The sequence below is a fragment of the Aeromonas sp. 102P genome (assembly GCF_051920345.1).
Lineage (GTDB): Bacteria > Pseudomonadota > Gammaproteobacteria > Enterobacterales > Aeromonadaceae > Aeromonas > Aeromonas veronii.
Map to the genome: position 1 here is coordinate 1,777,842 of NZ_JBQBCZ010000001.1, position 25,440 is coordinate 1,803,281.

At 60.7% G+C, this 25,440-nt stretch carries 21 protein-coding genes; 9 read left to right on the forward strand and 12 right to left on the reverse strand.

The window, feature by feature from the left end; all coding sequences use genetic code 11:
• Positions 1-34 precede the first annotated feature (34 nt).
• Complete coding sequence (locus ACTG1K_RS08575; RefSeq protein WP_005338473.1) at positions 35-1,987, forward strand: monovalent cation:proton antiporter family protein; 1,953 nt, start codon at positions 35-37, stop codon at positions 1,985-1,987.
• Positions 1,988-2,015: 28 nt separating this feature from the next.
• On the opposite strand, the gene ACTG1K_RS08580 is transcribed toward ACTG1K_RS08575, so the two are convergent.
• The 4 genes from ACTG1K_RS08580 to ACTG1K_RS08595 form a co-directional block, all read right to left on the reverse strand.
• Complete coding sequence (locus tag ACTG1K_RS08580; protein WP_124929983.1) at positions 2,016-3,161, reverse strand: patatin-like phospholipase family protein; 1,146 nt, start codon at positions 3,159-3,161, stop codon at positions 2,016-2,018.
• 112 nt (positions 3,162-3,273) lie between these two features.
• A complete protein-coding gene (locus ACTG1K_RS08585) occupies positions 3,274-4,152 on the reverse strand; it encodes an alpha/beta hydrolase (RefSeq protein WP_425854157.1) in 879 nt (292 codons plus the stop codon).
• 82 nt (positions 4,153-4,234) lie between these two features.
• Complete coding sequence (locus ACTG1K_RS08590) at positions 4,235-4,831, reverse strand: TetR/AcrR family transcriptional regulator (protein ID WP_420938799.1); 597 nt, start codon at positions 4,829-4,831, stop codon at positions 4,235-4,237.
• A gap of 113 nt (positions 4,832-4,944) precedes the next feature.
• The gene (locus ACTG1K_RS08595) at positions 4,945-5,589 is read right to left on the reverse strand and encodes a response regulator (protein ID WP_005338467.1); all 645 of its coding nucleotides are present in this window, start codon (positions 5,587-5,589) and stop codon (positions 4,945-4,947) included.
• 171 nt (positions 5,590-5,760) lie between these two features.
• Here ACTG1K_RS08595 and ACTG1K_RS08600 point away from each other — a divergent pair, with 171 nt between their 5' ends.
• A complete protein-coding gene (locus ACTG1K_RS08600; RefSeq protein WP_440005095.1) occupies positions 5,761-6,387 on the forward strand; it encodes a glutathione S-transferase in 627 nt (208 codons plus the stop codon).
• A 75-nt stretch (positions 6,388-6,462) separates the two neighbouring features.
• Here ACTG1K_RS08600 and ACTG1K_RS08605 read toward each other — a convergent pair whose 3' ends face one another.
• From ACTG1K_RS08605 to ACTG1K_RS08625, 5 genes are all read right to left on the reverse strand, one after another.
• The gene (locus ACTG1K_RS08605; RefSeq protein ID WP_440005096.1) at positions 6,463-8,574 is read right to left on the reverse strand and encodes an alpha-amylase; all 2,112 of its coding nucleotides are present in this window, start codon (positions 8,572-8,574) and stop codon (positions 6,463-6,465) included.
• 228 nt (positions 8,575-8,802) lie between these two features.
• Positions 8,803-9,969 (reverse strand): hypothetical protein, encoded by a 1,167-nt coding sequence (locus ACTG1K_RS08610; protein ID WP_440005097.1) that lies wholly within the window; start codon positions 9,967-9,969, stop codon positions 8,803-8,805.
• Positions 9,969-10,340, reverse strand: a complete 372-nt coding sequence (locus ACTG1K_RS08615) for a GtrA family protein (RefSeq protein ID WP_005338463.1) — start codon at positions 10,338-10,340, stop codon at positions 9,969-9,971. Before ACTG1K_RS08615 ends, ACTG1K_RS08610 begins: the two co-directional genes overlap by 1 nt.
• A complete protein-coding gene (locus tag ACTG1K_RS08620) occupies positions 10,337-11,356 on the reverse strand; it encodes a glycosyltransferase family 2 protein (RefSeq protein WP_440005098.1) in 1,020 nt (339 codons plus the stop codon). Before ACTG1K_RS08620 ends, ACTG1K_RS08615 begins: the two co-directional genes overlap by 4 nt.
• A 55-nt stretch (positions 11,357-11,411) precedes the next feature.
• Positions 11,412-11,957: a hypothetical protein gene (locus ACTG1K_RS08625; RefSeq protein WP_041202288.1), complete on the reverse strand. Its 546-nt coding sequence runs from the start codon at positions 11,955-11,957 to the stop codon at positions 11,412-11,414.
• A 316-nt stretch (positions 11,958-12,273) separates the two neighbouring features.
• Between ACTG1K_RS08625 and ACTG1K_RS08630 the strand changes: the two genes are divergently transcribed.
• The 4 genes from ACTG1K_RS08630 to ACTG1K_RS08645 all read left to right on the forward strand — a co-directional run bounded on the left by ACTG1K_RS08630 (position 12,274) and on the right by ACTG1K_RS08645 (position 15,623).
• On the forward strand, positions 12,274-13,038 hold the full coding sequence (locus ACTG1K_RS08630; protein ID WP_440005099.1) for a substrate-binding periplasmic protein: 765 nt from the start codon (positions 12,274-12,276) through the stop codon (positions 13,036-13,038).
• 92 nt (positions 13,039-13,130) lie between these two features.
• The gene (locus ACTG1K_RS08635) at positions 13,131-14,615 is read left to right on the forward strand and encodes a L,D-transpeptidase family protein (protein ID WP_440005100.1); all 1,485 of its coding nucleotides are present in this window, start codon (positions 13,131-13,133) and stop codon (positions 14,613-14,615) included.
• A gap of 164 nt (positions 14,616-14,779) precedes the next feature.
• Entirely contained in the window at positions 14,780-15,325 is a 546-nt protein-coding gene (locus tag ACTG1K_RS08640) for a DUF882 domain-containing protein (RefSeq protein WP_139493770.1), read from the forward strand.
• Between the two features lie 46 nt (positions 15,326-15,371).
• Positions 15,372-15,623, forward strand: a complete 252-nt coding sequence (locus ACTG1K_RS08645; protein WP_005338457.1) for a lipoprotein — start codon at positions 15,372-15,374, stop codon at positions 15,621-15,623.
• Positions 15,624-15,708: 85 nt separating this feature from the next.
• On the opposite strand, the gene ACTG1K_RS08650 is transcribed toward ACTG1K_RS08645, so the two are convergent.
• Together ACTG1K_RS08650 and cysZ are read right to left on the reverse strand one after the other, a co-directional pair.
• Positions 15,709-16,323 (reverse strand): trimeric intracellular cation channel family protein, encoded by a 615-nt coding sequence (locus ACTG1K_RS08650; protein WP_005338456.1) that lies wholly within the window; start codon positions 16,321-16,323, stop codon positions 15,709-15,711.
• 146 nt (positions 16,324-16,469) lie between these two features.
• A complete protein-coding gene (gene cysZ, locus ACTG1K_RS08655; protein ID WP_149153386.1) occupies positions 16,470-17,234 on the reverse strand; it encodes a sulfate transporter CysZ in 765 nt (254 codons plus the stop codon).
• 214 nt (positions 17,235-17,448) lie between these two features.
• Between cysZ and ACTG1K_RS08660 the strand changes: the two genes are divergently transcribed.
• From ACTG1K_RS08660 to ligA, 3 genes are all read left to right on the forward strand, one after another.
• The gene (locus ACTG1K_RS08660; RefSeq protein ID WP_440005101.1) at positions 17,449-20,823 is read left to right on the forward strand and encodes an AAA family ATPase; all 3,375 of its coding nucleotides are present in this window, start codon (positions 17,449-17,451) and stop codon (positions 20,821-20,823) included.
• A gap of 15 nt (positions 20,824-20,838) precedes the next feature.
• Positions 20,839-22,005 (forward strand): cell division protein ZipA, encoded by a 1,167-nt coding sequence (gene zipA / locus ACTG1K_RS08665; protein WP_107682405.1) that lies wholly within the window; start codon positions 20,839-20,841, stop codon positions 22,003-22,005.
• Between the two features lie 99 nt (positions 22,006-22,104).
• A complete protein-coding gene (gene ligA / locus ACTG1K_RS08670) occupies positions 22,105-24,111 on the forward strand; it encodes an NAD-dependent DNA ligase LigA (RefSeq protein ID WP_440005102.1) in 2,007 nt (668 codons plus the stop codon).
• 82 nt (positions 24,112-24,193) lie between these two features.
• Here the strand turns inward: ligA and ACTG1K_RS08675 are convergent, their stop codons facing one another.
• Positions 24,194-25,168 (reverse strand): ABC transporter substrate-binding protein, encoded by a 975-nt coding sequence (locus tag ACTG1K_RS08675; protein ID WP_005338444.1) that lies wholly within the window; start codon positions 25,166-25,168, stop codon positions 24,194-24,196.
• Positions 25,169-25,440: the final 272 nt, after the last annotated feature.

A 25,440-nucleotide genomic window follows, 5' to 3' on the forward strand; every position in this document is an offset into this window, starting at 1 on the left:
GACTAAGCTTAAGTCGATAAAAGGAGAGGAAAATTTGTACACCGATCTGTTGATCCTGCTGTTCGCCGCCGTCCTGCTGGTGGCAACTTTCCGGCGCCTCGGCTTGCCGGTCATCCTCGCCTACCTGATTGCCGGCGTCTTGCTCGGCCCCCACGGGCTGGCGGTGATCACCGGCCAGTCGATCATGCAGACCATTGCCGAGCTGGGGATCGTCTTTCTGATGTTCTCGCTGGGGCTGGAGTTCTCCCTGCCGAAATTACTGGCGATGCGTCGGTTGGTGCTGGGGGTGGGGATGTTGCAGGTGCTGCTCACGTCACTGCTCTTCTTCGCCATCGGCTGGTGGTGGGGGCTGGGTCTGGCCCAGTCGCTGGTGGTGGCGGGAACGTTGGCACTCTCCTCCACGGCTGTGGTGATCAAGCAGCTCGGCGAGCAGAAGCAGCTCCACACCCGCCGCGCCCAGCTGGGGGTGAGCGTGCTGCTGTTTCAGGATCTGGCGGTGGTGCCCCTGCTGGTGATGATCCCGATCCTCGCCCAGCCGGAAGTGCAAGGGAGCGCCCTGGCCGCCGAGATCGCCTGGGCCACCCTCAAGGGGCTGTTTGCCCTCTTCACTCTGCTGGCGGTCGGTAAGTGGTTGCTGCCGCTGCTGTTTCACGAGGTGGCGCGGGCCCGCTCCGACGAGCTTTTTGTGCTGAGCGCCCTGCTGGTGGCGCTGCTGGCCGCCTACATGACCCATTCGCTGGGGCTGTCGATGGCGCTGGGGGCGTTTCTGGCGGGGATGATGCTGGGGGAGTCCCACTACCGTCATCAGCTTGAGGTGGACATCAAGCCCTTTCGCGACGTGCTGATGGGTCTCTTCTTTATCACCATCGGCATGGCCATGGAGTGGGAGCTGGTGGCGCGGGCTTGGTGGCAGGTGCTGATCTGCGTGGTGCTGCTGGTGCTGTGCAAATCCCTGCTGGTACTGCTGGCCGGGCGGCTGATGGGGGAGCGCAAGCGTGACAGCATGGCCGCCGGCATCATGCTGAGTCAGGTGGGGGAGTTCGGCTTCGTGCTGCTGGCGCTGGCGCTCCACCACGGCTTGCTGGATCAGCAACTGGTCTCCCTGCTTATCGGCATCGGCATCATCTCCATCGCCATGACCCCCTGGCTGGTGACCCAGGCCCATTCGCTGGCCCGTAGCCTGACCGACCCGGCGCTGCTGACCCGCTCCGAAGTCGCTCAGTCGGGCCTGAGCAAAAACCAGCATGTCATCATCGCCGGCTTTGGCCGGGCCGGGCAGACCTGTGCCCGCTTTCTCAAGATCGAGGAGATCCCCTTTCTGGCCCTCGATCTTGACCCGGAGCGGGTGAGCGAGGCCAAGCTGGCGGGGGAGCAGGTGGCCTTCGGCGATGCCAGCCGCCGCGATATTCTGCTGGCCGCCGGGTTGTTGCGGGCACGGCTGGTGATCATCACCTTCGATGATCGCAAGCGGGTGGAGGCGATGCTGGCACTGATCCGCGAATTGGCGGGGGATCTCAAGGTGCTGGTGCGTACCCGCGATGACAGCTTTCTGGAGCAGTACAAGCAGGCGGGGGCGTTTGAGGTGATCCCCGAATCCCAGGAGGGGGCCCTGATGCTGGTCTCCCACCTGCTGCTCAATTGCGATATCCCAATTGGCCGGGTGATCCGTCGGATGGAGCTGGAGCGCAGCAGCCAGTATCGCTTCCTGCACGGCTTCTACTGGGGGGATCAGAGTGCCAGCAATCTGGAGGCAGATCAGCTGCTTGAACGCCTCCATCCCCTGTTGCTGCACGATCAGGCGTGGGCGGTAGGCCGTGAAGTGCGCGAGCTGCCGCTTGATGAGGTGCGGATCAAGGAGGTGCAGCGCGGGGATCAGAGTCTGGAGCCCAGACCCGAGCTGGTGCTGGCGGCTGGCGATCGGCTGATCCTGTTTGGTACCGTGGTGGCGATGGAGCAGGCGGAGCAGCGTTTGCTGGAGGGGCGCTGAGTCCCCTCGCACTCATCGGCCGCGCCCTTTACTCCCGCTCTTTTGGCAGCCCTTCGATATCGAGGAAGGCGACGACCCGTTCCCGCTCCCTCAGGGTGTCCTGATAGCCCAGCTTGATCAGCTGCTGACAATAACCCGGATAGAACATCAAAAAGCTGGCCAGACTGCTGGTCTCATCCCCCTTCACACCCAGCACCCGCAATAGCCGGCGCAACTTTAGCGGCAGTTTGCGCAGGTAGGCCAGTGCGATTGTGTCGAGATCCTGACTCGGTTTTAGCACGCAGGTCTCCACCCGCTTCAGCTTGAGGCGATTGCGCTCCCGCTCAGGGATAAGATCCAGAGTCTGGTTGATGCGCCATAGCCGCTCCAGATCGGAGTTGAGGGTATCGGTAAAGACCGTATCGAGCAGATGGCTGGCGATATTGGAACTGGTGAGATGGCCGTGATGATGGGTCGGCGCCGAGTGCTCAGGCGGATCTAGCGTGATCAGCAGGATCCGCTCCGCCCCCAGATGGATGGCGGGGCTGAGCGGGCTCAGCTGGTGGATGGATCCGTCGCCGTAGAACTTCTCGCCGATCCGGGTGGCTGGAAAGACGAAGGGGAGCGCCGAGGAGGCGAGCAGGTGCTCAGATGTAAGCACGGTGCGCACCCCGCGCCGTCTGGCCCGCTCCCAAGGATGGTGGTCGGCCCGACCCTGAAAGAAGGTGGTGGATAGGCCGTCATCGTAATCCGACGCCGTGATGGCCAGCGCCTCCAGACTGCCGTAGAGGATGTTGTCATCGATGCGGTGATAGTCGATGAGCTGATCCAGCAGGCGGTGCAGCGGCGCGTTGTCAAAGAGGTGAAAGGCGTGGTTGGTGTGGGGATTGATCAGCCCTGCCGACCCTTCATACATCAACCGCCACAGCAGGCGCCCCGGGTGAAAATCGAAGATGTGGTGAGTCTCGAAGCGGCGCCAGACCCACTCCAGCTTGCGCACCCCCAGATGGAAGCAGGAGGCGTAGCAGGCGAGCGCGGTGACATTGATGGCCCCCGCCGAGGTGCCACAGAGGATGGGAAAAGGGATGCCGAGATTGCGCGGGTAGAGCTCCGCAATCGCCTTGAGGGCGCCGACCTGATAGGCGGCGCGAGCACCACCACCGGTGAGCAACAACGCTGTATTGGGTCTGGCCATATGCTGGCGCCTTATCGTGTTCTGACAAGAATGTTCCCACTGACAAGTTAACTATAAGGCGCTGTATCAAATATAAAAACGGGCGCTTGCCCGTTTTTTTCATGGCCCCATGTCAAAGGGCGCGGTGAGGATTTTCCGGCCGCGCCAGCTGATCGAAGGCGGCGAATACCGGGGCGCTGGCGAGGATGCGACCGTGGCCCAGACCCCGGGTGCTCACCAGCCGGGTATGACCATCCTGACTGGCCCGCAAGGAATCGCCGTGCGGGGCAAATCTGTCCTCCTCGTCGTGTACTATCATCGCCGCGCCGCTGCGACTGGCGAGTCGGCCCAGCGGATCAACCGTGCTCAAGGGGTGCTGGTACTCCTGCTCAATCTCCTTGACCACCGCATCGAACAACCGGATGGAGTAGCCGGAGCGCGCCACCATGCCGTAGAGCTGGGGCACATAGTCGAGCACCGGCGAAATCAACAGCAGCGGCAGGGTATCGATACCCGCCTGACGGCTGGAGAGGGTGACGGCGCCTCCCATGCTGTGGGCGATGACCCCGTGCAGCGGGCCTGCTTCGTTGGCCAGCTTGGTCGCCAGCTCGTCGAAGGCGCGCACGAAACGGGGTAGGTGGCCAGTGTTGCCCGCGCTCTGGCCGTGGGCCGGATGATCGTAGGCAATGGCGGTGAACCCCTGCGCGGCGATATGGCTCATCAGCGGATAGAACTGGCTGGCGCTGCCGGACCAGCCGTGCATCAGCAGCCACAGTGGTCCCTGACCGAGCCGATAGCTCATCAATACCCCTTCGCTTGTATGGACGGCCTGCTTCACCAGACCGGCAGGTTCGCTGCCATCCCGCTGGTTGCGCTGGGGGGTGAGCAGCAACTTGCTGGCGGTGCGCTTGGCATGACTGGGGGCGAGTCTGTGGTGCAACCGGGTGCCGATCCCCAGCAGCCATTTGCTCGGGCTGAAGCGGCGGGTGTTGAAGTAGATCTTGCTGCTCATGGTCATCCTGTGGTTTTTATGTGCGAACGGTCGTGCTTTTTTGTCGGTTTTTAAAAATTCGTGTTGAACGGATGCCAAAACATCAGCGCCAGCTGCTCAGCAGAGCGTCCACTTCGGGCCAGAAGTGGCGGGCCGGATCCTGACACAGTTCGAGATCGTTGAACACCTGATCCGCCAGATAGAGGCCATAGAGGCGGTAAACGGCGCGCCAGGGATCCATCTCCCGTCGCCACTCGCCTGCGGCCTGACCCTGCACTACCTGACGGGCCAGATAGTCGAGCCAGAAGCGCACCAGTTGCCGGGCGGCTTGTTGCACGGGGCTCTCTTGCTCATGGCTATCCTGCACCGAGGTCCAGGCATCGAGGAACATGCAGCGTCCGGCAAAGCAGTGGTTCCACGCCTGCCAGGCGCGCAGCAGGGCGATCAGCTTGTCGTGCTGGCTCTGGTGCTCCTGCTGGCGTACCGGCTGGATCACCCGTAGCCGAAACACCTCGGCGGCGTACTCCAGCACGGCGATCTGCAGATTGTCTCGGGATTGAAAGTGGGCAAACAGGCCGCTTTTCGACATCTCGCAGGCGCTGGCCAGCGAGCCGATGGTCAGGCTCTCCAGCCCTTGCTGGCTCGCCTGCTCAAAGGCAGTCTGCAAAATGTTTTCCCGGGTCAGGCGCCCCTTGCTCATCACTCTCTCCTCGTTGGCGCTGGCAGCATAAAGTACGATCGTGCTAATTGTCGAGCAATAAATAGCCAGCATGGCTGGCTATGTCGTCTCCCGCGTGTCACTGCGCGCGGGGGTCAGCTCTCCTTGATATCGAGCTGTTGCAGGGCGATAACCGCCTGAGTTCGGTTCTTGACGCCCAGTTTTCTGAAGATGGCGGTGATATGGGCCTTGATGGTGGCCTCGGAGACGTTGAGCTCCCAGGCGATCTGTTTGTTGAGGCTGCCATCGCGCAGCATGATCAGCACCTTGTATTGCTGGGGGGTGAGGCTGGCCAGCTTGCTGGCGAAATCGGGGCCATCTTCCGATTCGGGATGGAGCGAGATGCCTTCCGGCACCCAGTTATCCCCCCCGATCACCGTATTGAGGGCGTTGACCAGCTCCTTCATCGGTACCGATTTGGGAATGAAGCCGAGCGCCCCGAGCCGCAATACCTGCTGGATGATGGCCGCATCTTCCGAGGCGGAGACCACCACTATGGGCAGGTCGGGATACTGGCCGCGCAGGTGGGCCAGCCCCTCGAAGCCATTGGCTCCCGGCATCTTGAGATCGAGCAGCAACAGGTCAACTTCGGGGTGCTCGCCGAGCAGGCTGGTCAGGCTGTCGATGGAGTCCGCTTCCAGCAATTGAGCATCGTTGATGGCCATGTGCACCGCTTGGTAAAGGGCGCCCCGAAACAGGGGGTGGTCATCTGCGATGACGATGGTAAATTGGCTGTCCATATTTCGGTTAATGGCTCACATTGTTGCTAACTGATTGTTTTGAAAAATCAAACTAGCATCGCTCACCAAGAGGGTCAAACCCGCCGGTGCGCAAATGTGAAGCGACCATCGGATGTTTTGCCATCAAGGGCAGACAGGCCGGTCGCAGGCAACTCATGCAGGAGGCAACAGATGGGTTCCTTGGTATTGGCGGTGGGCACCGGCTCCACCTGGGCGATGCGGGCGGCACTAGTGCTCGCCATGAGCGGGCTGGCGTGGCAGGAGCAGGTGTTCGATCTGGAGGATGCCAAGTCGCTGGCGCGGCTCAAGCGGCTGGCACCGGCCGGTCTGGTGCCCTGGCTCGAACACGATGGCTTGCGGGTTCACGACTCGCTGGCCATCGCCGAATATGTACACGAGCTCTGTCCCGACCGTCAGCTCTATCCGGTTTCGCTGGCCGAGCGGGCACTGGCTCGCAGCCTCTGCGCCGAGTTGCACGCGGGATTTCGGCAGATCCGTTCTCTGCTCCCCTTCTTTCTTGGGGCGCCAACCCGTATCGATCCCCCGGTGGAGGCGGTCGGTGAGCTGGCTCGCTTGCAGGAGATCTGGTCGCAGGCGCGGGGCCCCTTCTACTTTGGCGAGGCGGGCATTGTCGATGCCTTCTATGCGGTGATGGCCTATCGGCTGGCCAGCTACGGCATCCTGTTGCCCGGTCAGGCTGGAGCCTATCAGCAGGCGCTGCTGGCCTGGCCCCTGTGGCAAGAGATGTTGGTCAAGGCGCGCTTGCAGTGGCCGGTGGCGGCGCGCCAGTCACAGTGAACCTTGGCAGATAGATAAACGAGAGAGGGGAGCCAGTGGCTCCCCTCTCTGTTGCTGGTGAATGTGGCTCAAGAGTTACTTCTGCCGACCGGCAAAGACCACCACCACCTTGTCATCCCCCTTCTCCCGCACGAAGGCGTAGGGGGCATCCGAGAGTTTCTGGTGACTGCCTGCCGCAATGGCAGGATGGGCGGCGCGGAACTGGCCCAGTTGCTGCCAGTGCTTGACCAGCTCAGCCTTCTCTCCGCTGGCCAGCTCCTGCCAGTTCATGTCCGAGCGCAAGCCTTGATCGAACACTCCGCCATCCTTGGCCAGCCCGCGGCCGGACTCGTCGCCGTAGTAGAGCTGGATGCCGCCTGGCAGCAGCATAAAGCTGTTGGCGACCCGGCGCTGTAGCGGCACATCCTGATAGTCTCCAAAGAACAGCTTGGTGTCGTGGGAGCTGATGTAGCTCAACACGTTGAACTCGGGATCCTGATTGATGCGGCTGGCGTAGCTGGCATAGGTGGGCTCGGCGCTGGCCATGCACTGGGCCTGGGGCAGGGCAAACTCGCGCTGATAGTCGAAGTTGATCAGTGAATCGAAACCGTTCTGATACCAGAAATCCTTGGCGACCCCGTGATCCCACACCTCGCCCACCATGTAGAAGGGCTGATCGTCGAGGGCCTTGCCCGGGTTGTTGGTCTTCCACTCCTTGAGTGCAGCGGTGCCCGCCTGCTTGAGCTTGGCCCACACCTCGGGCTCCAGATGCTTGACGGTGTCGGCGCGGAAGCCGTCGATGCCAAAGCGGCGCACCCAGTCGGTGTGCCAGGCGATCAGGTAGTCACTTACGGTGGCGTTGGGTAGCGCCTTGGCGAGGGTGTCTTTTTTCGCGGCCAGCAATGGCGGCAGCCCTGCCGGTTTGGCCGATTCGGTCAGAAAGTCCGGCAGCCCCGCTACCGAACCGGTCACATCGTCGGTGCCGGGCTGCGGGTAGCCGGGCAGACCGGCGCGCACCCAGTCACCACTCCACCACTTGTTCCACGCGGGTGATTGATAGTCGATGAACTGGTTGTAACCATGCCAGTTGAGGCCACCGCTCGGGCGCCACTGGTTCCAGACGGTCGGCAGCTTGGCTGTATTCTGGGTCAGTTCGGTGAGCCCCAGATCCTGCAGATCGGCGAGGGTGGCGTAACCGGCATGGTTCATCACCACGTCGAGGATGATCCGCATGCCGCGTTTGTGGGCCTCGTCCACCAGGGTTTTCAGGCTCTCTTCATCGCCGTAGTTGGGGTCAATCTTGGTGAAGTCGAGCGCCCAGTAGCCGTGATAGGCATAGAAGGGGAAGTTGCCCTGCTCACCACCGCCGATAAAGCCGTGAACCTGCTCCACCATGGGGGTGATCCAGATGGCGTTCATGCCGAGGCTCTTGATGTAGTCGAGCTTCTCGGTCAGCCCCTTGAAGTCGCCGCCGTGCCAGGTGGCCACCTCATCCTGACCATCCTTCTGGCGGCCGAAGCTGTGGTCGTTGGCGGGGTCGCCATTGTGAAAGCGATCGGTCAGCAGGAAATAGACGCTCGCCTGATCCCAGCTGAACGGTACTGGCTTGGCTGCCTTGACCGGTTCGAGCAGCAGCAGGCCGCCGCTCTCTTTACTCGGGGTCAGGGTCAGTTTGCCCTGTTTGACCACCGCCTCCTGTTTCGAGTAGGCATCCCTCAGTCGGGTACCGTCGGGCCAGACCCCTGTCAGGGACACAGTGACCGGGCCGCCATCCCAGCTGATGCAGGGCTCTGTCGGCGGCTGGCGCTTGAACTCGCTCTTTTTGGTCGCCCGCAGCACCTTGAGGCTGGGGGTATCCGGGTTGAAGGTGAACTGATACTCCCCGGCCAGCATCACCCGCAGGGTAAAGCTCTGATCCTTGCTGCATTTGTCCATGGGCTGGGCGGTGCCGAAGGGGAGCGGCTTGCTCTCGCTCGGGCCAAAGCTGGTGCCGCAACTGTTTCCTGCGTCGCTTATGCGGATCTGGTGGCTCCCCTTGGCAAGAGGGTGAGTCAGCTCCACCGTGCCCTTGTCCAGCGCGATCGGGGTCGCGACCGGTTGACCATCCACATAGAGGCGAACCTCGGGAGCGGCCAGCGCCTGTTGGGTGAACAGAGGGGCGGCCAGCAGGGCGAGCCAGAGAGGGGATAAGTGATGAGCACGACGCATAAGCCATTCCTTGAACAGGGCAGTTCGGACAAGGGCCCATTCTAGGAGCAGCAAAGCGCGCCTTGGATCGGCAAAATGCCGATTTGTGACATTAGTTCAAATGGTTACGTTTTCAAGCCAAGGAAAGTGTGACGGGGAGGTGGTGGGAATCTCTGTCGATATAAATAGCGCCCATAAAAAATGCCGGTCAGGTGACCGGCATTTGGCATTGCAGGAATCGTCGTCACATCAGACGGTGAAGAACTTGAAGTTGACGAAGGCCACCGCGATGAAGGAGGCCACCATGCCGCTGATGCAGAGCACCGCCGGGCGGATGGCTGGCCAGCGATGGGTCAGCAGAATGATGGCTAGCAGGGTCGGGTAGAGCCCGAACATGTAGCGCGGCATGGCGTTGAGGCCGGTCATCAGCGGGATGGTGCAGCAGATGAACATCAGGGTCGCTTCCGCCCAGCGTTTCTGGCTGAACAGGTAACCGTTCAGGCACCAGCCGAAGATCACCATGATGGAGAGGTAAGCCTTGCGGCCGCCCAGCTCGAAACCGCTCAGCCACCAGTCCAGCGGGCTGTCCATGTAGCGACCCCAGGCCACCTGAATGTGCTTGAAGGCGAAGGCATCGCCGGTTAGGTGATAGAGATAGACCATGTAGGCAAACAGGCCAAACGGGATCATCCAGAGGGTGAAGACCACCTTGAAGGCGCGCTCGGTGAAGCGGAAAAATTCCCGCCAGCCGTAGGCTTGCAGCGCCAGGATCAGTACCGGGAAGACCATCATCACCCCCAGGTTGCGGGTGGCGGAGATACAGACCCCCAGCACGGCCACCATCAGCCACTGCTCCCGATAGGCGAACAGGAACATCCCCAGCATCAGCGCCATAAAGGTCGACTCGGTATAACCGGAGACGAAGTAGGCTGAGAAGGGGGAGAAGGCGAGCAGCCAGACGCCGAAGCGGGCGGTATCGTCCCCCAGCTTGAGCTGACGCAACACCAACAGCATCAGCGGCAGGCTGGCGAAGAAGGAGATATTGGTAACAATGATGAGGCCGATCAGGCTCTCGACATTGAACAGGTTGGAGATGGCACCGGAGACCATCGGGTAGAGCGGCATAAAGGCCCAGTTGGCCGCATTGCCCTTGCTCAGCCAGCGCGGGTAGAGATCGTAGCCATTTTCGATGATGCGCTGGAACCAGACGCAGTCGAACTGGCAATAGGCCTGCAGCGGGCCTATGTCGGGGGAGCCATAGAGCTGGACCCCGAAGTAGCCCATGCCATACAGCGCCACCCGGCTCAGCATGAAGGCGGCGATGATCATCAGCCAGTCACGGCCGCTGATGCGCAGTGACGGGCGATAGGGGAGTGCATCCCCGGTTAGCGGGGCAGTATTGGTCATATCATTCATCAGGCAAAAACCCAGACGCGAGAGAGAACGTAAGTGAGGACGGTAACGGTCAGGGTGGCGATGACCACCGGCAGCAGACCGGAGAGCCCCGCAAACAGCAGGCCGCTCAGGATCAGGTTACGCACCGCCAGCGAGAAGAGGGCGACCAGCAGAAACTTGCTGGCGGCTCCCTGCTTCTGGAAGGTGATGTAGCGGTGACCAAAGAAGGAGAACCAGAACGCGATGGCAAAAGCCAGCGTGGTAACCAGGTGCTCCGAGATGGTGGGCCAGGTATGAAACAGTGCGATGGAGGTGCCAAGGTCGACGAGGGTAGCCCCCCCGCCGACAAAACCGAAACGTACCAGCCGCCAGAATTCCTCGCGGGAGATCATTGAGGCGCCTGCTCCTGCTGCTCTTGCGGGTTGCTGTCAGCGCTCCGCGGTTTGGTCGCATCCTGCTTGGCATACTGGCCATAGACCCCTTCAATGAGGTAGACCGGGCGCTGTTTCACTTCCACGAACATGCGGCCGATGTACTCGCCGATGATGCCGAGCGACAGCAGCTGGATACCGCCGAGGAACAGCACTACGGACATCAGGGAGGCGTAACCGGGCACGTCGATGCCGAAGAAAACCACCTGGGTCACGATCTTGAGGATGTAGAGGAAGGCGACGAAGGAGACGCCGACACCCACATAGCTCCAGACCCGCAGCGGCCAGCTGGAGAAGCTGAGCAGACCGTCGAGGGCGAAGTTCCACAGTTTCCAGTAGTTGAACTTGGTTTCACCGGCGTGACGGGCCGGGCGCTCGTAGGGGACGCCAACGGCACGGAAACCGGCCCAGGCAAACAGACCCTTCATGAAGCGGTTGCGCTCGGGCAGCAGCTTGATCGCCTCGACCACGCGACGGTCGATCAGGCGGAAGTCACCTGCGTTCTCCGGCAGCTTGGTGCTGGTGGAGAGCGCATTGAAGAAGCGGTAGAAGCCACCGGCAGTCAGGCGCTTCATCGGGGTATCGGCACTGCGATCGACGCGGATGCCGTAGACGGTGTCATAGTCACCGGTCTGCCACAGTTTTACGAACTCCAGGATCAGGGCAGGAGGATCTTGCAGATCCACGTCCATCGGCACGATGGCATCCCCTTTGGCCTGATGCAGACCGGCGGTCAGGGCGGCTTCTTTACCGAAGTTGCGTGCCAGGTTGACCAGGGTCACGCGCGGGTCACGGGCGATGGCCTGCTCGACCACTTCACGGGTGCGGTCACGGCTGCCATCGTTGACGAATACAATTTCAAGCTGGTCTTTCAGCGGGGCCAGTTCGTTGTCTATCGCGTTGATGAAGGCATCGATGCTCTCTTCCTCGTTGTAAACGGGAACGACCAGAGAGAGTCGAAAATCTGGATACGACATAAGAACGTCCTTATTTGGGATAGTTGTTTTTATAAAATGGTATTCGGGGCAAGGATCACTGGGCTACGGTCAAACGTACCGACTGCACATTGATGGGAGTAGGTGCCGAGAGCGCCAGAAAATTGGGGCGCTTGGGATCTGCCGTGAGCGAGTCACCGGGCAGACTGAGGCGGATTTCGTTGATGCCTGCTTTGGCCAGTTTCACCGTGGTGGTGAAGTCGTGACCCAGCGCCACTTTCAACAGGGCACCGGCTTCCGGGCTGTTGATGCGGGCTTGTACGGTCAGCTGATCCGGATTGGCCGCTTGCTTGGGCAGCACAAAGTAGAGACCGCCCTGACCGCTGAGCAGGGTACCTTCATCGCTCGGCTTCTTGGCCCAGCCTTCGCTGGAGAGGAAGCGGCTTGGCTTGGTCAGATTGAGCTCGTTACCCGGCTGATAGGTCATGCTGGAGTTGTGTTCCCAGAAGCGGGTCTTGCCTTCCAGATAATAGAGTTTGTAGGCCAGGCTCACGTTGGGGTGAGCAGCCAGATAGAGGGTGTAAAGATAAAAACCGCTTAACGCCAGAATGGCAGTCAAAAAACCGAACTTTTTGTACGTCATATCACTCTCTATGCCTGACAGAATGGGTAGGCCGATGTCGCGCATATGCTAATCCAATTGCAAAAAAAGCATAGTGGATCACAAAAAAATATTTGGTCACATATTAACCCCTTTTTACCCCTGTTCCAAACGTTGCTGTTTCCCGGTTAAACAGGCCTGGCGGGGCACAGGTTGCCAGTGGCGCTCCGGCAGGGCAATTGGTAAATAGAAGCGCTTTGCTGCGTCATTTTCTAGCGGATGCGATAGTCATCTGGCCTCTATCGCCATTTTGCAGGGGGCGATTTATGATGACTCACCTATTCGTCAAGGATGACATATGAAGTGGCTCTCTTGCTGTCTGCTGCTTGGATTATGGGCGCCAATGGCATTGGCCAGGGCCCTGTGTCCCGAGCCCATTCAGGTCGGTTACGATAACTGGCCCCCCTACCATTATTACGAAGCCGACTCACCGCAAGAGGTGCGCGGTTATGCCGCCGAGGTGCTGACGGCTGTGCTCACTTCCATGCACTGCAAGGTCAACTATGTGGAGCTGCCCTGGAAGCGGGTACTGCACGAGATGGAGTATGGCGAGATAGACATGGCGATGGAGGCAAATATCAATGATGAGCGCGCTCGTTATGCCTGGTTTTCCGACTCCTACAACCCGGGGCGCACCTTGCTGTGGCTCCGCAAGGGCAGCCACTATCCCGAGCAGGATCTGGCGAGCTGGCTGGCCAGTGGTTACTCCCTCGGGGTCACCAAAGAGTACTTCTATGGTGATGAAGTGATGTCGCTGCTCGGTCGCTATGCCAAACAGGTGAGTGCGGTGAGCGATCAGCAGAATTATGAGAAGCTGGCCCGCGGCCGGATCGACGGTTTCCTTGGTGACATGCTGGCTACCCCCAGCGCCCTTAACAAGGAGGGGATGAGCGGTCTGTTCACCAGCCATCCCATGGTGGTATCTGAATCGCCGAGCTTCTTTATGTTGGGCAAGCGCAGCTTTTCGCCGCAGTTCTTGCAACAATTTAATCAGGCGTTGGCGCGGTTCAAGGAGACAGATGCGTATGACATTATCTGGCAGCGTTATGCCCCCGGGCGCTAGCAAAGTATTGGCCGTTCACGCATCATGAGCGGCCTGAGCATCGGGTCTGCTTGTCAGGCCTGACAGAGTGAACAAACCGTTTTGAGGTACCCATGGGGATGAAGTATTGGCTGGCCCTTGCCAATCTGGTGTGGCTGGGATGTTTGCCCGCTGGCGCGGTACATGCGACCGAAGCACAAGTTGTGGTGGCGGCCAGTGAAACCGGACACGACTGGTATCAGGGCAGTCAGGCCGAACAGGCCCGTGTCGAGCTGGAGCAGCAGTTGCAAGAGGCTGTGCTTGCCCAGCTGCATCCCGATTTTTTCACGCTGTGGAAGCGTCTACAGGCCACCCCTGCAGACAAGCGTGGCGCCATCTATGACGACATTTTTGCCAAGCTCAGTCGTTTCCAGCACGCCTGGCGGGGGATGGATCTGGTCTCTCGTGAGCAGATGAAGACTCTCAAGCTCGATTTGAACCGCCCTGTAGTGACCCAACCCAGCGATGATGACCTACTCACCCAGGTGAAATCCCTGCGCCCTCAGGTGGCGGAATACGAGGCGGTGCGGGCCAAGGTGCACAAACTGCTGGCGATGCCGATGGCCAGCAAGTGGCCAACCCTCGATATGCCGACCCTGCGTGCCGGAGAGAGCTCCGCCGAGCTCGGCCAAATCCGCGCCATGCTCAACGAGCTGGGCGACAGCGCCCCGAGCCATGGTGATCAGATTTACGATGGTGATACCGAGCAGGCCATCAAGCAGTTCCAGCGTCGTCACGGTCTCACCGCGGACGGCATTATCGGTCGTCAGACCCGCTCCTGGCTCAATACCGGCCCGCAAGTGCGCGCCAGCCTGCTGCTGCGTAACCTGTGGCGTCGCGATCTGGTGGATCAACTCGCCGGTGGCCGCTACGTGCTGGTCAATATTCCCGACTACCGTCTGAGCGTGGTGGAGTCCGGCAACGAGGTGTTTACCAGCCGGGTCATCGTCGGCAAGGAGCAGCGGGCCACCCCCATTCTGGCCAGTGAAATTCGCTCCATCGTGCTCAATCCCTCCTGGCATGTGCCGCGCTCCATCCTGAGCAAGGACATCCTGCCCAAGCTGGGTCGGGATCCCGCGTACTTGAGTCGCGAGCAGTTCGAGGTGATCGACAGCGAGGGCAATCCGGTCCAGTTCACCGAAGAGGGGTGGCATCAGGCGCTGGCCGCCGGTTTCCCCTATCGCCTGCGGCAAAAGCCGGGGGATCATAATGCTCTGGGGCGCTACAAGTTCTACCTGCCCAACAATGATGCCATCTATCTGCATTCCACCCCGCGCAAGGCGTTGTTCGAACAGGGGGCGCGCGCCTTCAGTTCGGGCTGCATCCGGGTGGAACATGCCGACGATCTGGCCGAGCTGTTGTTGGCAGATTCCCGCTATCAGCCGGACAAGGTAGCCAATATCCTCAAGGAGAGCCAGACCAAATGGTTGCCGCTCACCACGCCGATCCCGGTCTTTACCGTCTACTGGAGCAGCTGGATCGACGAAAATGGTCGCCAGCAACTGCGCAACGACATCTACGGATTTGATCGGGTCAGCTTCCTGAGCCGCCTGCTGTGATCCCTGCCACAGAGTGAAAAGCCCGGCCTGTGCCGGGCTTTTCTATGGGCGATTGAGGTTTGACAGGGCCCCCCGCCGGAGGGTAGTTTCAAGCGCCTGTATCACATTCAATCAGTGATCTTATTCAACTATTTTCGCTTGAATCTGCGATGGACGAACCCCTTATGCTGGAACAAGAGATAAGTCGACGTCGCCTGTTGTTGGGAGCCGGTTGCCTGCTGGGCAGCTCGCTGATCACCTTCCCTGCACTGGCCAGCCGCAGTACCACCGGGCGTGAACTCAGTTTCTTCAATCTCAATACCGGCGAGCGGGTGCGCGCCAGCTATTGGGAAAATGGCCACTATCTGAGCGACGGGTTGGCCGAGCTCAACCACATCTTCCGCGATTACCGGCGCAATGAAGTGTTCAACATCGACAAGAAGCTTTTTGATCAACTGTTTCTGTTGCAGCACAAGCTGGGTCGGCGCAGTGAAATTCAGCTGATCTCCGGCTATCGCGCCCCGGCGACCAATCGTCAGAAGCGCCACAAGAGCCGCGGCGTGGCCAAGCACAGCTACCACACCTTGGGGCAGGCGGTGGATGTGCGGATCCCCGGCGTACAGCTGGCCCATCTGCGCAAGGCGGCGCTCCAGCTCAAGGTGGGTGGGGTTGGTTACTATCCCCGTGATAACTTCGTTCACCTCGATACCGGCCCGGTGCGCAGCTGGTAAAGGGGTTGGCAACTGCCAAGCTCTTCCCACCAGAGAGGAGATAGCGATGAAAAAGATAGTGATTGGCGGCCTGATCGCCCTGTTGTTGACCGGTTGCAGCAAGCTCAACCGTGAAAATTACGACCAGTTGAAGATGGGGATGAGCTACGCCGAGGCCAGCACCATTCTGGGCAAGGCGGAGCGCTGTGATGATGCGCTGGGCACCACCAGCTGCCTCTGGGGCGGGGAAGGGAAGAACATCAAGATCCGCTTTATCGCCGACAAGGCGACCTTCTTCAGCTCGGAAGGGATTAACTGAGTTGCAGACCGTCCATGAAAAAAGCGCCGCTCGGGCGCTTTTTTGTTGCTCGCAATCCAACCCGCCTCGCCAGAAGCTGGCGTACTCAGTGGGTCGCGTACTGGTAGTTGAAGGTGGGCAGACCCCACTTGAAGCGAACAGCCAGCAGCCGCAGCACAAAGCCGATCCCGATGGAACCGAACGCTGCCCAGTTGGTCGGCAAGCCCTGATCCAGCGCCAGACAGTAGAGGGCTGCGGTGATCAGCGAAATGGCTGCATAGAGCTCGCGACGAAATACCAGTGGAATCCGCTGGCAGAGCAGATCCCGCAGCACCCCGCCAAAGACCCCGGTCACTACCGCCATGATGCAGGCAATACCGGCGCCGTGGCCCATATCCAGCGCTCGGGCCGCACCGAAGATAGAGAAGACCACCAGTCCCAGGGCATCGAGGGCCATGAACAGCTTGCCGAGGTAGCGCATCAGGGGGGCGGAGACCACACCCGCCATCGCAGCTGCGGCAACCAGCAGCACGTATTCCGGATGTTCAATCCAGAGCAGCGGATAGTGGCCCAGCAGCACATCGCGAATGGTGCCACCACCGATGGCCGTCGCCGAGGCGATGATCACCACACCAAACAGATCCATCCGTCGCCGACCCGCGGCCAGCGCGCCGGTCATCCCTTCGGCCACCAAGCCAACCAAGAAGAGTGCATGTAACATGAGATATCCCAGGGAACGAGAAAGGCCAGAATCCTACCAACTCGTGTCATATGGGACAAGCTATCGAATGCATGCATTAATTTAATTCATGCTAAATGCGAAAAAGGCACCGTTTCGGGTGCCTTTTTCTAATCAATGTTCAAGGGTTAGCGCCCCAACTGCTCCTGCCGGTAGTGATCGACCCACATGGCGGTGGCACCACAGATGGCGACTGGCATCACGAAGAGGTTCACCACCGGAATGGCGGAGAAGAGGGTCACCAGAGCGCCGAAGCTGAGGCACTTGCCGCGGCGCTGCTTCAAGGCATCGCGCATGGTGATGAAGTCGATCTTGTGGTTGTCGAACGGATAATCCACATACTGGATCGCCATCATCCAGGCGCTGAACAGGAACCAGAGCACCGGCGCCAGGGTCTGGCCCACCACCGGGATCAGAAACAGGATCAGGCAGCCGATGGCCTTGGGCAGGTAATACTTCAGCTTGGTCCATTCGCGGCCGAAGGTGCGTGGCACATCCTTGACGATATCCAGCATGCCGCTGTCATTGGCGGGCTGACCGGTGAGGATCTGCTCCACCTTCTCCGCCAGCAGGCCGTTGAAGGGGGCGGCTACCCAGTTGGCAACCGAGCTAAAGATAAAGGAGAAGACCACCAGGATGGTGATGAGCGCGATGGGCCACAGCAGATAGTCCAGCCAGTCGAGCCTGGCGGGGATCTGCTGATGGAGCCAGGCGAACAGGCCGTCCAGTTGCAGCAGCAGGGCATAGAAGGCCCCGGCAAACAGCACGAAGTTGACCAGCAGGGGGATCAGCACAAAGGTGCGGATGCCCGGTTGGCGAATGAGGGAAAAACCGCGCAGAAAGTAGTCTGCACCGCTGATTGAATCTTTGACCATATGGGGTGATTGGCTCATGTGAGCTCCATCTATGCATGGGAGAACTGCCAGCATATTACAAACAAGCCTTTGATTTGGTAAAGTCGCCGACTATTCCTTATTTCGTGCCGTGGCGACTGAAAATCAGGCATTGAATGGGGATGATGCCTGCATATTACAAACAAAGCCGGGTCTGGATTTGGTAAAGTCACCTGCCCGCATCCTCTTTATTTAGCCACTGATACAGGTCGCCATGCGTCTGAAACTGATCAAACTCGCCGGCTTCAAGTCGTTCGTCGAGCCGACCCGCATCGAACTGTCGGCAGACATGACCGCCGTGGTGGGCCCCAATGGCTGTGGCAAATCCAACGTCATCGACGCGGTGCGCTGGGTGCTGGGGGAGAGCTCCGCCCGCCATCTGCGCGGCGAGAACATGACCGATGTCATCTTCAACGGCTCTATCAACCGCAGTGCGCATGGGCGCGCCTCGGTCGAGCTGGTGTTCGACAATCCCCATAACCGGGTGCCCGGCGAGTTCGGCCGCTTTACCGAGATCTCGGTGCGCCGCGAAGTGCTGCGCGACGGCTCCAACCACTATCAGATCAACGGCCAGAAGTGCCGCCGCAAGGATGTGACCGACCTCTTCCTCGGCACCGGTCTTGGCCCCCGCAGCTACGCCATCATCGAACAGGGCACCGTCAGCCGACTGGTGGAGTCGCGTCCTGCCGATCTCAAGCTCTTTATGGAAGAAGCCGCCGGGGTTTCCCGCTACAAGGAGCGGCGCCGCGAGACCGAGCAGCGCATTCGCCACACTCAGGAGAATCTGGAGCGCCTCGGCGATATTCGCGGCGAGCTGGGTTCGCGCCTTGACCACCTCAAAGCCCAGGCCGAAACCGCCGAGCGCTACAAACAGCTCAAGAGTCGTTCGCGCGCTGCTCGTGCCGAGTTGATTGGCTCCGAGTTGTGGGCGCTGGAGACGCGCCTTGGCGAGGCCAAAACCGAACTGGCGCAGGCCGAGCAGGCGCTGGCGGCGCTCGATGCCAAGCGCACCGCCGATGAGGGGCGCCACGTCACCCTGTCGGTCGCCAGACAAGAGGCGCAAGCCGAGCAGGCGAGCCGTCAGCAACAGATTTTTCTCGGCGGGCAGGCCATCGCCCGTCTCGAGCAACAGCAACTGCACCAGAGTGAACTGGGGCGCGACTGGCAGGCCCGTGCAGAGGCGCTCGGTGAGCGGATCGCCACCCGCAAGGCGAAGCTTGCCAGCCAGCAGGATCAACTGACCGAAGGGGTATTGCGCGCCGAGCAGGAGAGCGCTCGGCTGGAGCAGTGTGAGCAGTTGCTCACCGAGCAGCAGGAGGCCCGCCAGCAGGCCAGCGAGCAGCTGGAGCAGGCCCGCCTGCGCCAGCAGCAGTGGCAACAACAATTGGCCGGGTTGCAGGGACAGCTCAACCAGACTCGCACCCGGTTGGGTGGCCTGCAGGAGCTGCAAGCCAAGACCCGGCTGGCGCGCCTCAAGCTGGAAGATGAACGCGCTGGCCCCCTCGGCGCAGAGGCCGATGACCTACAACCGGCCCTCGATGCCCTGAGTGGTGAGCTGGAGCTGACGCGGGCGGCTAATGGCGAGCTGACCGAGCAGCTGGCGCAGGCGGTCGACGCCCATGAACAACTCAAGCAGCAGTATGGCCAGCAGTTGAGCCTGCAGCGGGAACTGGAGGCGCGGCTGGCGACGCTGGATCAAATCCTCGGCGAGCAGATGGAAGGGGCGACCCTGGCGGATCGACTGCAGGTTGCTCCCGAATGGGCACAGGCGCTCGACAAGGTGCTGGGTCGCTGGCTCACCGCAACGCCGGCGGACGAGTGCAATCTGGCGCAAGAGGGACTCTGGATTGGCCCGGCGCAACCGGCGGTTGCCGGTACGCTGGCGGCGCAACTGGGCGGTGAGCACATTCCCGCCTTCCTCAATGCCATCTGGCTGGTGGAGAGCCGGGAGGCCGCATTGGCCCGCCAGCCAAGCCTTGCGGCCGGTGAGTCGGTACTGACTCCTGCTGGCGACTGGCTGGGGCCAAACTGGGCAGATCTGGGGCAGGGCGCGGCGCTCGGCACCATGGCACTGCTCGGTGAGCGTGAGCGGTTGCATACCGAGCAGGAGAGGGTTGCCGAGGGGCTGGCACAGCTGAGCGAGCAACTTGTGGCTGCCGATGCCCGGCGTGCCCAGCTTGCCAGTGCGCAGGAGTTGTCGCAGCGAACCTTGCGCGAGCAAGAGCAGAAATGGCAACAACTGCGCGAAGCCTGGAGTCTGCAACAGGGTCAGCGGCAGGAGCGGTTGCAGCGGCTCGGTCAGCTCGGCGAAGAGCTGATCCGGCTCGATCAGGAGCAGGCCGAAGAGGCAGAGCGACTGGCCAGCGCCCGTGAACAACTGGAACTCGATGAGGCGCGCCTTGCCGAGTTGCAGGAGCAGGGGGAGCCGCTGACGCAAGGGTTGCAGCTCGCTCAGGAGCTGCTGACCCGCAGCGAGCGGGCGGTCGACGAGGCCCGTGCGCGCCGCGAGCAGCAACAAGCGGCCTGCCAGCGTTTGCAACTGGAGTTGGGCAATTTGCGCCAACTCATTACCCTGGGTGAAGAGGAGTTGGCGAGGCTCGGGCTGGAGCTGGCTGGGCTGAAAGGGCCGGATAGCGAGGCCGTGCCGGATCTGGCGCCCCTGCTGGCCGAGCAGCGCAATCTGGAGGCGCAGCAGCTCGCCTGCCATCAACGGCTTGCGGAGCTGGAGCGCCAGCTCGGTGAGCTGGAACAGGCCAGAAGTGCCGATCACAAGCAGCTGGTGACGTTGCAAGAGAAGCTGGCAACCCTGCGCCTTGAGCGCGAACGCAACCTCACCCGTCGACAAGGGCTGCACGAGCAGTTCGAAGAGCTGGGGGTTCGACTGGTAGATCTCGATCAGGCGGTGCTTATCGCCGCTGATCGCAGCAAGCTGCGGCAGGAGATCCAGACCCTGGAGGCGCAAGTGGAGGCGCTCGGCGCCATCAACCTGGCGGCGCTGGAGGAGTACGAAGAGGCGAAAACCCGGGCAACCTACCTTGAAAATCAGTGTCAGGATCTCGAGCAAGCGCTGGAAACCTTGAGCCAAGCCATTAAAAGAATTGATAAAGAGACACAAATACGGTTCCGGGACACTTTCGATAAGGTCAACGAAGATTTAAAATCCCTGTTTCCAAAAGTGTTCGGTGGGGGCAGTGCCTGGCTTGAGCTTACCTCCGATGATCTTTTGGAGGCCGGAGTGAGCATCATGGCGAGACCTCCGGGTAAGAAGAATGCTACCATTGCCCTGCTTTCCGGGGGGGAGAAGGCGTTAACCGCGCTTGCGCTGGTTTTTGCCATCTTCAGACTCAACCCAGCACCTTTTTGTCTGCTGGATGAGGTGGATGCACCGCTCGATGAAGTGAACGTCGGTCGCTTCTGTTCTCTTGTCAAAGAGATGTCGAGCACAGTACAGTTCGTTTACATCAGTCATAATAAGGTCTCCATGGAGATGGCTGAGCAGCTGGTTGGCGTCACAATGCAAGAGCCCGGAGTTTCTCGCATTGTGTCGGTCGATATCGGTGAAGCCGTCGCTTTGGCTGAGCAAAACTAGAAAGAGAAGCAGCTAATGCAGGAATTGCGTTACATCTTGGTTGCCCTGGGCGGTATTGCTATTGCGGCATTGCTCATTCACGGGTTGTGGAGCAACAAAAAGAATCGTCAGGCACCGATCAAAGAGAAACCGATTGGACGGATGGACTCCAAGTCGCGGGATCGTGATAACGACGCCTTCGACAGCGATGGCATCGGCCAGGTACGCGTGGTCAGTGGTGGCCGTCGTGCCGAGCCCAAGCTGCGCAGTGAAGAGAGCCGCCAGCCGGAACTCGGTCGTCGCCCTGCCGTCCCCGCCTTTGATGATGAAGATGACGAGGACGATCTGCCGCCGCCCGTAGTGCGCAAGCCTGCTGCCCGCCCGGTTCCGCCGCCTCCTGTCTATGAAGAGGAAACATTCGACGAACCGCTGCCCGAGGAGATCGACGAGGCGCCTGCCGCGCCGGTGCGCAAACCTGCTCAGGTCAATCGTCGTACCCCGGTCTACCGTTCCCGTCCCCAGCGCGAGCCCATGATGCAGTCGCTGGACGACGAGCCGCTGGTCGAGCCCGCCTATGCGACCGCCCCGACTTTTGGTGCCCGTGCAGAGACAGTCCGTACTGCCGACACCGTTCGTGCCGAACCGGTGCGTGCACCCGAGCCGGAATATCAGCCGCAGCCCCGTCATGTGGCTCCCGAGCCTGTTTATGAAGAGCCGGCCTATGTGGCACCTGCACCTGTGGTGGAAGAGCCGCGCATGGCGCCCCAGCCGGTCGAGAAGATCTGGCAGGATGTCTATGTCATCAACCTGATGGGCCGTCCTGGTCACGACTTGCAAGGTGCGACCCTGCTCTCATCCCTGATGGCGTTGGGCTTCAAGTTTGGCGAGATGGATATTTTCCACCGTCACGAAGATCTCAACGGTAAGGGTGAAGTGCTCTTCTCCATGATCAACATGGTCAAGCCAGGCACCTTCAATCCGTACCGGATGGAACAGTTCACCACGCCGGGTGTCTCCCTGTTCATGCAACTGCCGCTGCGCAGCAATGCCGCGTTTGCCTTCGAGGACATGCTGCAGGCTGCCGATCAGCTGGCCAGCGATCTCGATGCCATGCTGACAGATATGGATCGCAGCCCGCTGAGCGACGAGACCATTGCCCGTTACCGTCACGAGCTGGCTGCCTACGAGGCCAGCCGCGACTAATACGCCATGCGGGTCGAGTGAAGAAAAAGTGCGGTACCCTGGTACCGCATTTTTGTTTCTACCCCGGCCGTACGTTCAATCACACTTCGAGACTTTTTCATGAGCGACACCCTCTCCCGCCACCGTCAATTGTGTGAACTGCTTACCGAATATGGTCACCAGTACTATGTGCTGGATAACCCCACAGTGCCGGATGCCGAATACGATCGCCTGATGCGCGAACTGATTGCGCTGGAGGCCGAGCATCCCGAGCTGAAAACACCGGCGTCACCCAGCGTGCGGGTCGGCGGCCAGCCGCTGACGGCGTTCAGTCAGGTGCGCCACGAGATCCCCATGCTCAGTCTGGATAACGTCTTTAGCAGCGAAGAGTTGCAGGCGTTCGAACAGCGCATGAGCGATCGCCTCAAGCGTGACGTGCGTTTCACCTTCTGCTGCGAGCCCAAGCTTGATGGCCTGGCGGTGAGCCTGCTCTATGTAAATGGTCAGCTGGTGCAGGCCGCGACCCGGGGCGATGGCGCTACCGGTGAGGAGATCACCGAGAACGTACGTACCATCAAGGCCATTCCGCTCGCATTGCGGGGCTCTGGTTGGCCCGAGCGGCTTGAGGTGCGTGGCGAAGTCTTTATGCCCAAGGCTGGTTTCGAGGCGATGAATGCCAAGGCGCTGGCCGCAGGCGAGAAGGTGTTCGTCAACCCGCGTAACGCCGCCGCCGGCAGTCTGCGTCAGCTCGATTCACGTATCACTGCCAGCCGTCCCCTGAGCTTTTACGCTTACGGTGTCGGTGTTGGCGGCGAGCTGCTCGGTGACTCTCACTTTGGTCGCCTCAATCAGCTCAAGGAGTGGGGGCTGCCGCTTAGTCCCGAGGTGAAGCTCAAAGAGGGGGCTGCCGGTTGTCAGGCATTCCATGACGACATTCTGGCCCGCCGTGGCGAGCTTCCTTACGAGATCGACGGCGTGGTCTACAAGGTGGATGCTATCGCCCTGCAAGAGGAGCTGGGCTTTGTGGCCCGCGCCCCGCGCTGGGCGACCGCCCACAAGTTCCCAGCGCAGGAGGAGATGACAGAGCTTGAGAACGTCGAGTTTCAGGTCGGCCGCACCGGCGCCGTGACCCCGGTCGCCAAGCTCAAACCTGTGTTTGTCGGCGGCGTGACCGTCTCCAACGCCACCTTGCACAATGCTGACGAGATTGAGCGCCTCGGCGTGATGATTGGCGATACCGTGATCGTGCGTCGGGCAGGGGATGTGATCCCGCAGATCGTCGCCGTGGTGGAGGCGCAACGCCCAAGCGACGCCCGCGCGATCCTCTTCCCGGCCGAGTGTCCGGTGTGTGGTTCTGCGGTGGAGCGGCTGGAAGGAGAGGCAGTTGCCCGCTGCTCCGGTGGCCTGTTTTGCGAGGCGCAGCGTAAGGAGGCGATCAAGCACTTCGCCGCCCGTCGCGCCATGGATGTGGACGGCCTTGGCGACAAGATTGTCGAGCAGCTGGTAGACAAGGGACTGGTGAAGACTCCTGCCGATCTGTTCAGCCTCAATGCCATCCAGCTGGCAGGTCTTGAGCGGATGGGGCAAAAATCGGCCCTCAATCTGGTAGCCGCCATCGATGCAGCGCGCAGCACCACCCTGCCGCGTTTCCTGTTTGCCCTGGGGATCCGCGAAGTGGGGGAGGCGACTGCGCTCAACCTTGCCAACCACTTCCTCACCCTGGATGCCCTGCGCGCAGCCTCGGTGGAGCAGCTGCTCGAAGTGGCCGATGTGGGCGATGTGGTGGCCAAGCATGTCTACTACTTCCTGCGTCAGCCGCACAACGTGGAGGTGTTGGAGGCTCTGCTGGCTGCCGGCATCCACTGGCCGGCTATCGAGAAGAAAGAGGCCGCGGAGCAACCCTTTGCCGGCAAGACCTTCGTGCTGACCGGTACGCTGACCACCTTGTCGCGCAACGACGCCAAGGCGGCATTGCAGGCGCTGGGAGCCAAGGTGGCGGGTTCGGTATCTGCCAAGACCGATGTGCTGGTCGCGGGGGAAGCGGCCGGTTCCAAGCTGACCAAGGCGCAGGAGCTTGGTATTACCATCTGGACCGAAGAGGAGCTGAAACAGGCGTTGCAGGGCTGATCGCCCTCACCAAGCCTGCTAACCGCAGCACTCGATAAAAGAGAACCCGGCATTGCCGGGTTCTCTTTTTTTGTTTCGGCGGTCACTCACGCCAGAGGATCTTGTGACGCCATTTGTCGGGCACGGTGAGCTGCCAGCGGGCCAGCTCGCTCTTGCTGAAGACATATTCGCCGCGCAGGGCCGCGCGCGGGGAGATGGTACGGGGCAGGGTGCCCGCCAGTATGGTGTTGATGAGGCTGGCTGCCTGTATCCCCTGATCGTGGCCGTCCAGCACCAGCCCACCGATGGCCATCCCCTTGCCGACGGTAAACTCCCAGAAACAGAAGAGCGGCACCGGCGTGTTGGCGCTGGTCCACTCCAACACCGTCTTTTCGCTCACATGCTTGCCATTGTCATCGACCAGCGTGTGGTAGAGGCCGAGGAAGATTGCCTGATAGCCGTTCTTCTTGGCGTTGAGCACCGCCTCCTGCCAGAGGCTGTAATCCCCCATCAGCTGGCTGTTGATCCTGGTCTGACCGACCCGCAGCTCGGTCTGGGTCTTGAATTCATCCTCAATGGCAGTGAGGGCCACATTGCTGGAATCAAACAATACCAGCGCCTTGTCGAGCCCCCCCATCATCTGACTTATTTCGCTGATGTTGCGTTTGAGCAGGGGGCGCTCCAGCACGCCGGTGATCTTGGGGTGGCCGACAAAGCCTTTGAGGCGCGGGTTCTCGTTCATGCCAAGAAATACCACTGGAGTGCCCAGCGAGGCGATCTCGTTGGCCAGATAGTTGATGGCGTTGTCATCCCCCAGTACCACCAGATCCGGTTTGCTCTTCAGATAAAAGGCGATGGCTTGCTGGGCGATCTCGTCGAACTTCTCCCGTGGATGGCGTTTGGTGTCCATATAGAAGTGAGTGATCTTGTGCTCCCCCTGCAAGCCATCGAGCAGCCCTTTGTTGTAGCTTTGGTCCCACAGGTATTCGGGATGGTAGCTGCTGATCACCAGAATGTTGGCAGCCCAGAGCGGCAGTGAGAGGGTGGATAACAGTAGCAACAGCAGAGAGGTGCGCATGGGTTGTCCCTTGTCGAGGGGGAGAGAGTTCTTGTTCAGTATGGGCTGTTTTGGTTGGCGCTGTCATCTCGAAACCGGTGCGGTGGGGGGCGATTTTTTTCGGGTGGGCGGATCGGACGCCAGCCCGCACCCCGCTTGAGATTGGATTTGAATGGGGCTCCTTTTGGTTGGTCGTGAACTGTCCCGCTCGCTGAAAAACCTGTTCTGGATCAAGAAATGAGGCTGCGCTTTGGTGCCTAATAGACACCACATATAGGGACGCATTCGTTTTT